This window comes from uncultured Rhodococcus sp., from assembly GCF_963525155.1.
GTDB lineage: Bacteria > Actinomycetota > Actinomycetes > Mycobacteriales > Mycobacteriaceae > Rhodococcus_F > Rhodococcus_F qingshengii.
In genome coordinates, this window is the sequence record NZ_CAURKP010000146.1 from 1 (window position 1) to 13,454 (window position 13,454).

12 protein-coding genes are annotated in these 13,454 nt (G+C 60.0%); 4 read left to right on the forward strand and 8 right to left on the reverse strand.

Translation table 11 applies throughout. The annotated features are described in order from the left end of the window. The coding region (gene eno, locus RWT78_RS22670; RefSeq protein WP_314680970.1) for a phosphopyruvate hydratase at positions 1-966 on the reverse strand (966 nt) is incomplete at its 3' end. Between the two features lie 214 nt (positions 967-1,180). Continuing rightward, on the reverse strand, positions 1,181-1,993 hold the full coding sequence (locus RWT78_RS22675; RefSeq protein ID WP_314680972.1) for a lytic murein transglycosylase: 813 nt from the start codon (positions 1,991-1,993) through the stop codon (positions 1,181-1,183). Between the two features lie 140 nt (positions 1,994-2,133). Here RWT78_RS22675 and efeU point away from each other — a divergent pair, with 140 nt between their 5' ends. The 4 genes from efeU (at position 2,134) to RWT78_RS22695 (ending at position 6,416) form a co-directional block, all read left to right on the forward strand. Beyond that, positions 2,134-3,036 carry an iron uptake transporter permease EfeU gene (gene efeU, locus RWT78_RS22680; RefSeq protein ID WP_003946279.1) on the forward strand — a complete coding sequence of 301 codons (903 nt, stop codon included), beginning with the start codon at positions 2,134-2,136 and terminating at the stop codon, positions 3,034-3,036. A gap of 14 nt (positions 3,037-3,050) precedes the next feature. Next, on the forward strand, positions 3,051-4,181 hold the full coding sequence (efeO, locus tag RWT78_RS22685; protein ID WP_314680975.1) for an iron uptake system protein EfeO: 1,131 nt from the start codon (positions 3,051-3,053) through the stop codon (positions 4,179-4,181). Continuing rightward, a complete protein-coding gene (gene efeB / locus RWT78_RS22690; RefSeq protein WP_314680980.1) occupies positions 4,182-5,468 on the forward strand; it encodes an iron uptake transporter deferrochelatase/peroxidase subunit in 1,287 nt (428 codons plus the stop codon). A gap of 120 nt (positions 5,469-5,588) precedes the next feature. Next, positions 5,589-6,416, forward strand: coding sequence for a glycoside hydrolase family 16 protein (locus RWT78_RS22695; RefSeq protein WP_261254762.1), 828 nt, complete (start codon positions 5,589-5,591; stop codon positions 6,414-6,416). Between the two features lie 9 nt (positions 6,417-6,425). Here RWT78_RS22695 and RWT78_RS22700 read toward each other — a convergent pair whose 3' ends face one another. From RWT78_RS22700 to RWT78_RS22725, 6 genes are all read right to left on the reverse strand, one after another. Next, positions 6,426-6,950, reverse strand: coding sequence for a hypothetical protein (locus tag RWT78_RS22700; RefSeq protein WP_144245859.1), 525 nt, complete (start codon positions 6,948-6,950; stop codon positions 6,426-6,428). Between the two features lie 729 nt (positions 6,951-7,679). Further along, positions 7,680-8,408, reverse strand: a complete 729-nt coding sequence (locus RWT78_RS22705) for a glycoside hydrolase family 16 protein (protein ID WP_157770437.1) — start codon at positions 8,406-8,408, stop codon at positions 7,680-7,682. Between the two features lie 107 nt (positions 8,409-8,515). Next, entirely contained in the window at positions 8,516-9,673 is a 1,158-nt protein-coding gene (locus tag RWT78_RS22710; RefSeq protein WP_003946283.1) for a glycosyltransferase family 4 protein, read from the reverse strand. Beyond that, positions 9,666-11,441: a hypothetical protein gene (locus RWT78_RS22715; RefSeq protein WP_314680989.1), complete on the reverse strand. Its 1,776-nt coding sequence runs from the start codon at positions 11,439-11,441 to the stop codon at positions 9,666-9,668. Before RWT78_RS22715 ends, RWT78_RS22710 begins: the two co-directional genes overlap by 8 nt. Next, on the reverse strand, positions 11,438-13,240 hold the full coding sequence (locus RWT78_RS22720; RefSeq protein WP_116058047.1) for a glycosyltransferase family 2 protein: 1,803 nt from the start codon (positions 13,238-13,240) through the stop codon (positions 11,438-11,440). Before RWT78_RS22720 ends, RWT78_RS22715 begins: the two co-directional genes overlap by 4 nt. Continuing rightward, positions 13,230-13,454, reverse strand: a 225-nt coding sequence (locus tag RWT78_RS22725; RefSeq protein WP_314680994.1) for a hypothetical protein, incomplete at its 5' end; no start/stop codon positions are given. The genes RWT78_RS22725 and RWT78_RS22720, both read right to left, overlap by 11 nt.

Genomic DNA, 13,454 nt, shown 5'->3' on the forward strand with positions numbered 1-13,454 from the left:
TTCTTCGAGACGCTCGGGGTTGGTGACGAACAGGTCGTCGCCGACGAGCTGGATCTTGTTGCCGATCTGATCGGTGAGCGCAACCCAGCCGTCCCAGTCGTCTTCGTCGAGCGGATCCTCGATGGAGACGAGCGGGTATGCGTCGATGAGGTCGGCGTAGAACGCCGCCATCTCGGCCGCCGTGCGGTTCATGCCCTCGAACTTGTAGCCGGTGCCGTCGGTGTAGAACTCGGTGGCGGCGACGTCGAGAGCGAGCGCGACGTCGGTACCCAGCTTGAGGCCGGTCTTGTTCACGGCGATCGTGATGAGGTCGAGTGCTTCCTTGGTACCCGCGACGTCCGGAGCGAATCCGCCTTCGTCACCGAGACCGGTGGAGAGGCCCTTCTCCTTGAGAACCGACTTCAGGGAGTGGTAGACCTCGGTGCCCCAGCGCAGCGATTCCTTGAAGCTCGGTGCGCCGATGGGCGCAACCATGAATTCCTGGACGTCGACACCGGTGTCGGCGTGTGCGCCACCGTTGAGGATGTTCATCATCGGGACGGGGAGTACGTGAGCGTTGGGGCCACCGACGTAACGGAACAGCTCCAGGCCCGAGGACTCGGCAGCGGCGCGAGCGACGGCAAGCGAGGCACCGAGCAAAGCGTTTGCGCCGAGGCGGGACTTGTCCGGGGTGCCGTCTGCGTCGAGCAGCGCCTGGTCGACTGTGCGCTGCTCGGTCGCGTCGATGCCGATGATGGCAGGAGCGATCTCGCCGAGCACAGCCTCCACGGCCTTCTCGACGCCCTTGCCGCCGTAGCGCGCGCCACCGTCGCGCAGTTCGACGGCTTCGTGCTCACCGGTCGAAGCGCCGGACGGCACCGCAGCCCTGGCGAAACTTCCGTCTTCGAGCAGAACCTCGACCTCAACCGTGGGGTTACCACGGGAATCAAGGATCTCGCGAGCTCCGACCTGCTCAATACTGGCCACTGTGTGGTTCTCCTTCGAATGGGCTTCGCATTGGGGCACGCTCTGCGTGCTTGACACTTGGGCTCCGACCCCTCCGGTCGAAAGAGGACCACGATCGCGGCTGGGCCTCTGCAGTGCCAGCACCTCTGTAGTGCCAGCACACAGCCTAACCGCACGGGCCGAAGGCTTCTTTATCGACGCGCGGTCACGGGTCCGACCTGCGGATCGATCACCGTCAGTCCGGCCGTACCCCGACTGAATACGCCGACGCACGATCACGAACGAGCGCGAGATAGTCGCCCGAGAGGTTGTACGCCATCAGTGCCTGCTGCCATCCGGCAGCGGAAGTGAGGTCTCCCCCGCGTGCACACAGGTAGCGGGCGGCCGTGAGGGCAGCGTCGTCGATGTTGTCGGGGTCCACCCGGCCGTCGCCGTTGGCGTCGACTCCCCATTTGAGCCACGTCTCGGGGATGAACTGCATGGGCCCCATCGCACGGTCGTGCACTGGATCGCCGTCCATCGCCCCGCCGTCGGTGTCGGGGATCTCGGCAACTCCCGGGCCACCGTCGAGAGGGATTCCCCGAATGATCGGAGCAACCTGGCCGAACGCGTCGACCGACGAGCCGTCGTAGGTCCCGTGGCGGCTCTCGACGCTGCCGATACCGGCCAAAGTTGTCCACCCGATTCCGCAGCTGGGAAGAGTCTCGGCCATGACCGCAGCGGCGTACCCGTAGGCCTCGAGTGCCGTCGTCCCGATCCCGATGTCGTCCGACAATCCCGCTGCCCAGTCGGCGAGTTGATCAGCACTGCGGCCGGGAGCATTGATGTCGATCGGCGGCGTCGGAGAGCCGGTACCTGGGGGTATGCCCTCCGGAATGGCTACTTTCGGTTCGTTCGATCCGCAAGCCACGACGCCTGCGCCCAGCAAGGCTGTTCCGGCAGCTACTGCTGCTACGGCTCGCGAGAGACGCCGGGGACTTCTGCGGGCTGCGGGAGTTCGGTACACCCTTCCATCATCCACATGCGAGCGAAGTACTCCCGAATCCATTGGTAAAGAACAGCAAAAGTACAGGTGAGAGCATGGTTCGCCGTCGATGATGGAGTATCTTCTTCTGAGTTAAGGCTGGCCTAGCCTCATGCGTTCGTCAGAAGCTGTCGCACTCACTCAGTCAGGAGTCGCCCGTGCCCGTGTCGGTACTCGCTGCCGCGAGCACACCATCAGTTGCCACCCAGCTATTCGGCAGTGGCCTGATCGGTCTGCGCGAAGGCCTCGAAGCGGGCATCGTGGTGATGATTCTCGCCGCCTACCTCGTGAAGGCCCAGCGCAAGGACGCACTGAAATGGGTGTGGCTCGGCGTCGCGATCGCCGTCGCGATGGTGGCGATCATCTTCTTCGCGATCCACTACGGAACGTCGACGGTCGACGGCCTGACCGCAGAGATCATCGCGGGCGTTGCCTCCCTGATCGCCGTCGTCATCGTCACGATCATGGTCTTGTGGATGCGCACGGCCGCCAAAAACATTTCCGGAGATCTGAAAGCGGGGATGGAGAAGGCGTTGATCGCCGGACCCGTCGCCATCTTGTCGCTGTCGTTCTTCGCGGTCGGTCGTGAAGGCGTCGAGACTGCGTTGCTCATGGTCGGTTACGCCGAGAACACCGCAGGCAGCTCCTGGCCGTTGGTCGGACTGCTCCTCGGAATTCTCCTGGCCGCCGTCTTGACCGTCGCCATGTACTTCGGCGCCCTCCGTCTCAACCTGACGACCTTCTTCCGGTACACGGCGATCTTCCTCATCGTCGTAGCCGCCGGAATCCTCTCGTACGGTGTTCGCGCTCTGCAGACCGGAAACGTCCTGCCGGGCGGTTCGAATCTCGCGTTCAACCTGACACCCGGCTACGACCCGTCGACCTGGTACGGCACCGTCCTCGCCGGAATCTTCAACTTCCGCCCGGACCCGACCGTCCTTCAAGCCGTCGCATGGGTCGTCTACCTCGTAGTCGTCCTCGCGCTCTTCCTACGTCCCCTTCCGTCGAGCCCATCGGAACCGACAACCCCGCCTGCGCACGACACACACGTTCCCGAAAAATCCTGAGAGGCATTGCCGACATGCGTAAATCCACCCTCGTACTGGCCACGGCCGCGGTACTTCCCTTCTCCCTCGCCGCATGCACCGAGAAGACGACCGCGAGCGACGGCGACATCGTCGTCACGGCCACCGACGATTCGTGTGACGTCAGTGCCACCACTGGAACCACTGGCAGTTCGACGTTCCAGGTGACGAACAACGGCTCGAAGGTCACCGAGTTCTACGTCTTCGCCGAGGGCGATCGAGCGATGGGCGAAGTCGAGAACATCGGCCCCGGCCTTACCCGGCAGCTGATCGTCTCCCTCCCCGAGGCTGCGACCTATCAACTCGCGTGCAAGCCGGGCATGGTCGGAACCGGCATCCGTCAGGACTTCGTCGTCACGGGCGATTCGCAGGCGGCCACCGACGAGAGCGGCCAACTCGCCGAAGCTGCCGACGGCTACCGGAGGTACATCCGCAGCCAGATCGTCGCGCTGCAGGACACCGCAGCTCAGTTCGTCGCCGCCGTCCAGTCCGGCAACGTCGACCAGGCGAAGGCACTCTTCCCGATCGCACGTACCTACTACGAGCGCATCGAACCCGAAGCCGAGAGCTTCGGCGAACTCGATCCCAAGCTGGACCTGCGCGAAGCGGATCTGGAGCCCGGTCAGGTCTGGACGGGATTCCACCGCCTCGAGAAGGATCTGTGGGTCACCGGGCTACAACCGGACACCAACGCGGTCGCCGATCAACTGCTCGAAGACATCCAGTATCTCGCCGATCAGGTGAACGCCGACGATTACACGATCGATCCCACCAAGATCGCGGGTGACGCCCAAGGGCTGCTCGACGAGATCTCGACTTCCAAGATCACCGGTGAGGAAGACATTTTCTCGCACACCGACCTCTGGGATTTCCAGGCCAACGTCGACGGTTCGCAAGCAGCAATCGCGGCGCTGAACCCGATTCTGCAGGAACGTAATCCCGAGCTCGCCCAGCGCATCGCTGACCGATTCGCCGACCTCGACGCCGCTCTGGCGCAGTTCCGGGTCGGCGACGGATTCGTGTACTACGACACCGTCACCGAGGCGCAGCGTCAGGAACTCTCGCGTAAAATCGATGCACTGTCCGCCGAGGTCAGCCAGGTCCAGGAAGTAGTCGCGGGACAGTAGATGACTGATTCACCAGTAGGCACACCCGCTGCTGAAAACGCAGCACCGCACGCAGTCTCACGGCGCCGACTGTTCGGCGCGGTGGGGGCCGGCGCCGTCCTGGCCGGTGCCGGTGCCGTCATCGGGCGGGTGACCGCCGACGAGAATTCCGGCACCGATCACGCAGACGTGGTGGCATTCCGCGGCGAGCATCAAGCAGGCATCACGACGCCGGCCCAGGATCGCATGCACTTCGTCGCTTTCGATGTGACGACGAAGTCGCGCGACCAACTGATCACGCTGCTGCAGACGTGGACGGCGATGGCCGAACGAATGACGGCGGGTCAGGAAGCAACCGAGGACGGAGCGACCGGCGACGGTCCGTACGCGCCACCGAGCGATACGGGTGAGGCACTCGATCTCGCGCCGTCGCAGCTCACCCTGACCATCGGATTCGGACCGTCACTTTTCGACGACCGTTTCGGGCTCGCAGACAAGAAACCTGCTGCCCTGCTCGATCTCCCCCACTTCCGAGCGGACAACCTCGACCCGAATCGGAGCGGGGGCGACATCGCCATCCAAGCGTGCGCCAACGATCCCCAGGTTGCCGTCCATGCGATCCGCAACCTCGCGCGAGTCGCGTTCGGGACCGCGTCGGTCAAATGGTCGCAACTCGGGTTCGGGCGAACGTCCTCGACCTCGACGACGCAAGCGACACCACGAAATCTGTTCGGGTTCAAGGACGGAACAGCCAACATCAAGGCGGAAGATCCAAACGCACTCGCCCAGCACGTCTGGGTTGATCCCACTGACGATCAGGCCTGGATGGCAGGCGGATCATTCCTCGTCGCCAGACGAATCCGCATGCTGATCGAGCAGTGGGATCGCGCAGTACTCAAGGAACAGGAAGCCGTCATCGGCCGCTCCAAACGGAGCGGAGCGCCGCTCGGTGGCAAGGACGAGTTCGACGAGCTCGATCTCGATTCCAAAATGGGACACGACTTCGTCATCCCGGAGGATTCACACGTGCGCCTGGCCTCTGCCGAGGAACTCGGTGGGATTCAGATCTTGCGCCGCGGATACAACTTCACGGACGGCTCCGACGGCTTCGGCCACCTGGACGCGGGACTGTTCTTCGTTGCGTACTGCCGGAATCCGGTCGAGCAGTTTGTTCCGATGCAGCAAAACCTTTCACGACACGATGCGCTGAACGAATACATCCAGCACGTCGGTTCTGCGGTCTTCGCGTGCCCCGGTGGTCTCGCCGACGGGAGCTACTGGGGCGAAACATTGTTCAACCCCAAATAGTCGATCAATTGGTCCGATACCACACTTGCTAACAAACTTCGAGTAATTTTATATATCGAACTGATAACAATCTCGGGATCAATGGTCCCGAAGGTGATATCTCGCCCATACGATCTGCGCATGAGAATTTCAGCACTTCTTCGAATTGCCCTTCTTTCAACGACTCTGGCGACGGCAACGATTACCTTGCCTCCTCTTATGTCGCCAGCACGCGCAGCAGATCGTTTTACGGTCTATGCGTACGACGAGTTCAATGGCCCTGCAAATTCAGCCCCCAACCCAGCCATCTGGCGCTACGAAACCGGCGGAGGTTGGGGGAACAACGAAAAGCAGGTGTACACCGACTCGCGGTCCAACTCGAGACTGGATGGGCAAGGAAATCTCCTCATTCAGGCCCAAAAAGTAGGCAACACAATCACTTCCGCACGACTTGGAACTTTCGGCAAGGTCGACTTCACTTACGGACTAGTCGAGGCGCGAATAAAACTGCCAGCAGGAAAGGGCATGCATCCGGCATTCTGGACGCTCGGCACGAATCTATATACAGCCGGTTGGCCCGGCTGTGGCGAAATCGACGCAATCGAAACCATCAACGATGCGAAGACATACACGAGCGCCGTGCACGGCCCTACCAAATCAGGAACACGAGTGACCGGAGTTTGGGACCGCAGTGTCGGCGGCGCACGACCCGGCACCGACTTCACCGCATTCCACACCTACGGGATACTCAAGCGGCCCGGACGAATCGAGACCTACATCGACGGCGTTCGAATGCTGTACCTCGATCGGTCACAGGTATCCGGAGCGGAGGCATGGGTGTTCGACGCTCCTGCATACACCTTACTGAATATTGCCGTTGGTGGAACCTGGCCAGGTTTAACCGATTCCACCACACCTTGGCCATCCACGATGACTATCGACTACGTACGTTGGTTCCACGAGAACTGATACGCGGAGTTACCGACATTCATCCAGCAGTGCGGTGGGATCGCAAGCGACCGCTCGAAGCACCCTCCTGATCATTTCGGTATCGAATACGTTGCTGTGGAAGGTAACTGAAAAGTGACGTCGCCCATCGATCTCTGCACCGAGGAACGCGATTCCTTCCGCTCCATATGGATCGGTGGCCGCCACACACAGCGGATCGCCTGTCCATCTGATTTCATCCGAATTGGGAAGACGACCTATGTCCGAGTATGAAACCAAGGCGTGAGGCTTGATGCTCACGCTCGCCTCGGCGACCGTGGCGTGGGACCTCCCGAGGACCGAAGCTACAGTCGCCTTCGCACTGATCGCTGAAAGGGTCAGCAACGGGTGACCCGAAACGAGTGCCCCCGCGATACCCCGACTGACCTCCGACAAAGTCACGGATTCACCCACCGGAACATATTGCCCCACAGCAAAATTACCATTGACCACGGTCGACGGATGCGCATATCTGCGCGCGTCCATCAACACGAGCGCATTGGACGCGGTTTCCACTCCATGACCTCGCAAGGCAGCAAGAAAAACAAACAGTGTTATCGCGCGCAGAGACGCCGACGGTGCGTGCTCGTCGCGCCAGCACACTAGTCGACGTGCAACTTGCGGATCCATCGGGAGCGAAAGACTGACCGGGTTGGGCCGCCAGGGCGTTCGGCGAGTCGCCGAAACCGCCTCAATCCGTGTTCCACGCACGTGCGAATGCCATCGAACGGCCGCTCCGAGCCGCCGAGGATCAGCTGCAAAAGACCGAATAATTGTGCGCGACAAAGGAAGTCTCGACTCCGCTGTATGCAGAGATGAGGGTAGTTGCCCTGATTGAGCGGTGCTGACAAGGGCAGCCCACAATCGCGAACCACCGATCCCGTCGGAGATGCCGTGCGAACCCAAACATGCAACATATTCCCCCGACGCAACGATTCGGATCGACGAGTGCGTCAAATCCGAATTGAATACGGCGGTCGCAAATCTCGAAATGTCCGCCGCGTCAGTGGGCGGAACTTCTTCGACTGCCGCGCCAACAGCATCCGGATCGAACAGCCAACGACGGCGAGAGGAATCCGCGCGCAATCCGAACCTCGTCTGCGGACCGATCCGAGCAATCTCGATCAGCGCGCTCCGCAGATCACTCGACGAGATGACACCAACTGGTCCGCCGATGACGAGCGCACGATCACGAACCCGCATCTGATCAACTGCAGAAATTTTGTACCTAGACATTATTCACTTTCAAGGCGTGAATCGAATCCAGTCGACGGTCAAGGTCGACACCTCCGGGGTGGTTGCATCCGTCGGCCCGGGCCATTCTCCGCCCACCGCTATGTTCATTACGACATAGAACGGCTTGTCGAATACCCATTTGGAGCCGTCCGGCGACTCGCTGCGCAAATACTCGCCCACCATTACACCGTCGATGAAGATCGAGATGGAGTCAGATCTTCTCGTCACCTCGTAGACATGGAAGGTGTCCGAGGCATCACCGCCGAGATAACCATCCGACGACATCTTCCACTTGCCTTCTGTGTGTGCAGAAGGATCGGACCACGGACCGTGGATTGCGTTGTGATACTCAGTGGCATTGTGCACCAACTCCATTACATCGATCTCGCCGCTCTCCGGATAGCCCACCGTCGCCAAATTCTCGCCGAGTAACCAGAATGCTGGATGGATTCCCTGCGCCATCGGGAACTTTATGCGGGCAGAAATCGTGCCCTCGGTGAACGAAAACTTGTCCCTTGTCACGATCCTCGCCGAAGTGAATCCCCCCAGGACCCGACGAGCTTCGAGCACGAGATTACCGTTTCCATCCAAACGCGCGTTTTCGGCGTTGTCGGTATAGATCTGCTTCTCCTGATTTCCCCAACCTCCGCCCCCGACATCGAATCCCCACATCGCCGCGTCAGGAGAATCCCCTGCAGCACCATCGAATTCGTCTGTGCCGAAATCGCTCGAGACCATTCGCATCATTGGACTCGGGGGTTCACCGGTGGTGCACGAAGTAGCCCATAGTAGTGAGGCCACCGAGAGAATCATCCCAGCCCGCACCACGACACGCGTACTCCCACTCATTTCGCAACCCTTCGATAGACGTCAATCAGTCGATCAGCTCGCGCTGAGACCGCGTGGTCCTCCAATACCGACCTGCGTGCACCGGTCACCAACCGAGCGCGAAGCTGCCTGTCATCCAGAAGGGACAGAATTCTCCCGGCCACGTCTGCGGAATCACCCGGTACGGACAGCAGTCCGTTTTCACCATCGACGACGTAATCGAGGAAACCGTCGGTCCGACTGGCCACCACCGGAGTACCAACTGACATCGCTTCGATCGCTATGAGCCCGAAGGGTTCTCGCACGGAGGGAACACACAGGATGTCAACCGACCGCAAAATGGCCGCAACATCGTTCCGTTGTCCGACAAATCTGACAGCACCAGGAGCCAATTCCGCAGCTTTTCGGCGAAGATTCTCGCCATAGCGCTCGTTCCCCGGGCTCGACCTGCCAACGATGACCAGATGTAAGTCCTTGCCGCGGGAACGGATCTGGGATACTGCCTCGATCAAGGTGTCGATTCCTTTGACAGGGTCGACCCGTCCAATGACTGCGACCAATGCAGAATCGGGGGCATCGGTGAGCTCAGCTCGCACCGTAGCTGGTCCTGGCGCAAAGACCGCCGAATCGACGCCCTGAGGAACTACTGTCGTCTTTCCCTGAGCCGCCTTCGAAAGCTGCTGCCGTGCAGCATTACTCACTGCGATCGCGGCTGAGGCCCCACGAACGGCCGAACTCAGCAGACTCCGACCTCGCCCCGGGTCGAGTATGTCGTGAATCTCGAGCACAACAGGTGTTCGCGCCAACCTGCCAGCCGCCACGCAATCCAGATGTGACAAGAGCGAATTCGAGTGGACGACATCAGCACGCCGAGCATGTACCAAAAGCTTTGAAACCCACGTCGCAGACCGCGGGATCTGCGACAACAACGTCGCCGGAGTCTGAGAAGCGCCAGAGGAATCACGCAGACCGACACGCGCCCCGTCTGGCATCGGTATGAATTCGAGTCCCATCTCGTTCCACGTCTGTTCGAGCTCACCACCAGAGGGCGCGGCCATGACAACGTTCACACCTTGCTCACCGAGACGTGGGAGCAACCGAATAACACTGTGCTCTATACCCGTGACATCGCGAGTCAGCGTCGACGCAAGAATTCGCAGCCTGCGATCAGCCATCGTTACCACTTTCATCCTTAACGGCCACTCGCTCGAAGACTACGAATCCACTACCTTCGAGGAAGACTTTCCACATCGGGTCCAACCGCATTCGTGCCTCCAGATTCGGCAATGCGTCCCGTGGGGAGAGCCCGAAGTACCAATTGTAGAAAACCATTTGATCGGAAATCGCGAAGTACGTTGTCCGGTGGTCAGCGACGAAGTATTCATTGAACTTCGCGTACTCTTCGTCAGTCGCAAAGTCTGCACCGTAGAAAAGAGTCGCGGCCTCCGGTTGCACATCGAACTTCGGATCGAGGCCGGCCAACCGCAGATAAGCCTGAGTTGGCCGATCAGGCCACGCCGGGGACGGAACCCTCAGTACACCATAGGGATCCGCCGACTCCAACACCTCGGAAGCGCCCTTGACTACTGCAGGTTTCGTCAAGTAGGCGAACCACGCACCAAAATACGCTTCTGATGAAGACAGCGTGACACCGATGAGCAGGATGCCCGCCGCTATTAGCTTCATCCTCGAGGCTCGGCACGCGCGGAGCATCGCAGTGACCGGAAATGCAAGCAGCAGGGAACAACCCACCAAACAGTAAAGATAGACACGAAAGATCGCTTCACCACCATAGCCTTGCCCGGCCAGAATGGCGAGCGGAGAAAACGCGACAATCGCGAGAGCAAGTACCGGCATCTTCTTGCGCCACATGATAATTGCCGTGACCGCGGAGGAAACCAACAGTCCGACAGTCAAGAAACGCATCGTCTTACTTGCAAATGCCTGTCCTGCAGTCGGCGTGAGATTCGCTCCGGCGAGGTTGGACTTCGCGTTCGACGTCACGTCGAAAGAGAATTTCGCAAAGTCACCTGCACTGTCCCAGTTGTAGATGAGGAAACCAATGGCTATTGCAGCGAACACGAATGTCAACCACCACGGCCGAAGCCTTCGAAAGATCATGAGCGCCAACATGATCAATCCCATCCAATACGGAGTGAGTTGGTGAGTGACTACTATCGCGCAGAAGACCACGATCATGACGACGACAAGGTTAGGTCGGTCTCGCGAGGATCCAACCAGGGTTAAGAATGCAAGAACTAGGATCAGAGCCAGCGATTGAGGAGCGAAGTAATCCTGCGCCACCCAATTGAGCACCTCGAAGAGAAACGTGGCGGAAATAGCGGTCGGGACATCCAGCCTCCACGCCCTCGCCATGCAGTAGAACAGAATCACCATGAGGAGATGCGCAGCGATCGCGAACCAGTTCGCAACGGTTATGTCCGGCACGCCGGTAACGCGAGAGAACCAAGCCGTTGCCGTGAAGAGGCCAGGCCACCCGTTGTACACATCGACACCTCGTGCCAGGAAATGGCTTCGCTGGATCAGATCCGTGACCCCAAGATGCTTGTACGTCCAGGTATACAGCGGCACATCGGACGCCATGAGTGTCGCAGTCCTCTGCACGAGCGCAACAGTCACCACCGCGCCGAACGCTGCACGGTCGTTCCTTCGTGACATTGCGACTGCGAAGCCGATCACCGACAAAGTGATTGCACCGGCGAAGAACGGTGACGCCGCGAACAGCAGGCCGAAATCCGACGCCTGTGCAGTCGACAGCGAAGGGGCAGCGATCCACCAACTCACCAGTGCTGCAACGAGAATCCCCCACGAAATCCAATCGCGCCTCTTTCTGTCGGATACGACAGCAATCGTCAGCCGGTCAGTCGGAGCATCATATGACTTCGTCGACGACAGCTCGTTACGCTCCTTCAATCTCGTCATGACCGCCGGAACCCCGACAGGACAGCCCCGATACGTCGCTTGAGGTTTTCGCGACCGGAAACTTCCGGGCGATTATCGAGGGTGAGAAGTCGAACTAGAGATGCTCCGATGGTAGCGAGACTGGGAATCACGAGCTGCGAAAAGGGATAGTACTCCTCGATTGTGGTCATCAGGAATGTCATCAGCACGACGATCGAGATCCCCAGGGCCGGAACAGCTGCGACCCGTACGTAGCCAGGTTGATCAGGCATGTACGACATAATTGCCGCACCCGGGCCGACCGCGACAAAAACGATCACGGCTACACCGGTGAGAGCGCCGATCGCGCCCAGGCCGGCGCCGACCAGACCACAAACTCCACCGACCAATCCCAGAATTGCCAGTCTGTGCTCGTCGGTCGGCCACCGCGCGTCAACCATCGCAGTCGCCCGACGAATCGACCTAGCGCCGGGAAATTCGACGGCTATCGAACTGCGCACCGGGCGCGTTCCCTTCGGGAGAAGTGGTCGCCCCCGCAATCCCCCCAAACGCGAGCGCACCAACGCTGCGGGGCCTCGCAACAATGCGCGCCGCTCGATCCAAGGCAATTTGTCAAGATCGGGTGTAAGTCGAATCTGACCTTCTTCAGGTTGGGAGACGCTCCCGAAGTGCGAAAGTCCCTTGACCATACGCGTCGCCAACATCATCGCTATTCGCGGATCCATAGCGAGTTTCGTCAACCAGGCTCCCAGGCCGAGGCCGTAGTCGGCCATCTGTTTACTCAATCCCGCTGAATCGATGCGATGGCGGTGCCAGACTCGCGCAGCAGGCGCGTAGACCAGCGCACCCCCGTCGAGAATGACCCTGACGAACATGTCGATATCTTCACCGCCGCCTGACGGCGATCCCACCCCTAGCCCCTCGTCGAATCCGCCGAGTTCGAGCATCACGGATCGTCTTACCGCGAAATTGGCACCCGTCCCGAAATCGCCCACACGGAAAGGGAACAGAGCGTCGTTCTCAGGCGGAGCTGACAAGCGGTACGTCGTTCGCACAAGATTCTTCGACCAACTCACGCGACGATCGAAAAAGGCTTGAGCAGGAGTCGATACCTCACCTGTCGGCACGAGACCTGTGACGATGTGGACGTCCTCCGCGACTGCGAATCCGCCGACCAACTCACGGAGCCAGTCCTTGTCAATCACGACATCGTCATCCGTAAATGCGACAAACTCTTCAGTGGCCGCAACTAGGCCTATGTTTCGTGCCTTGGACAGGCCACGTTCCGGCGCATCAACGATCCGAACTCCGGCGAAAGCGTCCACTATCGGCGGTGTCAACCCGGACGAAGGATCGTTGTCCACGACAAGCACGTCGTAGTTTCGGTAGTCGAGATCGGCGAGTGAAGTCAAAACTTCACGGAGCATGTCCGGTCGATTCATCGTGCAAATGATCAATGTGACAGGCACTTCGGGAACCTGTGAAGTGGTTACAGGCTCGGAATCCGGCAAGTAGGCCAGTACTTCCTTCGATCTGATCATTCCGTTCGCGACTTGAACCTCGACAAAGGCAAATGATCCGTTGAGTCGGGCGACCAGCAGGCGAGCACGTCCGTACGCTGTTCCCCCGGTCAATTCGATGACACTCGATGCAAGTAGCTCCCACTCGTCCACCTGACCTATCCAAATGGCCCCTGCCCACAATTCGATTCCGGCCGTCGGCGTCATCACCGGATCGAGATTCGTGAGTCCATCACGCCGAAGGCCCTGTGCGGCTGGCTCACCGGCGTCCTGATTTCTGACATTTTCTTCAAACCTCATACTGAAACACCCGCCTTCTTATTGCATCTCGACGCCGAGCTATCCCGAAGACTGCGGCGATGCTGGCCGCCGTCTGGGCCACACCGACCGCAACCGCAGCACCCACAGCTCCCCAGAGAAAGCACGCGAAAGGCAAGACCACCATGAGAAGTCCGGCGAACAGACCGTTGATGACCACCAATGGTCCGATCTCGCGCCTCGCTCGCTGCAACGC

Excerpts from the sequence above, each read along its gene's own strand:
- RWT78_RS22675 (WP_314680972.1), bottom strand. The coding sequence starts at position 1,993 with ATGGATTCGGGAGTACTTCGCTCGCATGTGGATGATGGAAGGGTGTAC.
- efeO (WP_314680975.1), top strand. The coding sequence starts at position 3,051 with ATGCGTAAATCCACCCTCGTACTGGCCACGGCCGCGGTACTTCCCTTC.
- efeB (WP_314680980.1), top strand. The coding sequence starts at position 4,182 with ATGACTGATTCACCAGTAGGCACACCCGCTGCTGAAAACGCAGCACCG.
- RWT78_RS22695 (WP_261254762.1), top strand. The coding sequence starts at position 5,589 with ATGAGAATTTCAGCACTTCTTCGAATTGCCCTTCTTTCAACGACTCTG.
- RWT78_RS22705 (WP_157770437.1), bottom strand. The coding sequence starts at position 8,408 with ATGGTCTCGAGCGATTTCGGCACAGACGAATTCGATGGTGCTGCAGGG.
- RWT78_RS22710 (WP_003946283.1), bottom strand. The coding sequence starts at position 9,673 with ATGGCTGATCGCAGGCTGCGAATTCTTGCGTCGACGCTGACTCGCGAT.
- RWT78_RS22715 (WP_314680989.1), bottom strand. The coding sequence starts at position 11,441 with ATGACGAGATTGAAGGAGCGTAACGAGCTGTCGTCGACGAAGTCATAT.
- RWT78_RS22720 (WP_116058047.1), bottom strand. The coding sequence starts at position 13,240 with ATGAGGTTTGAAGAAAATGTCAGAAATCAGGACGCCGGTGAGCCAGCC.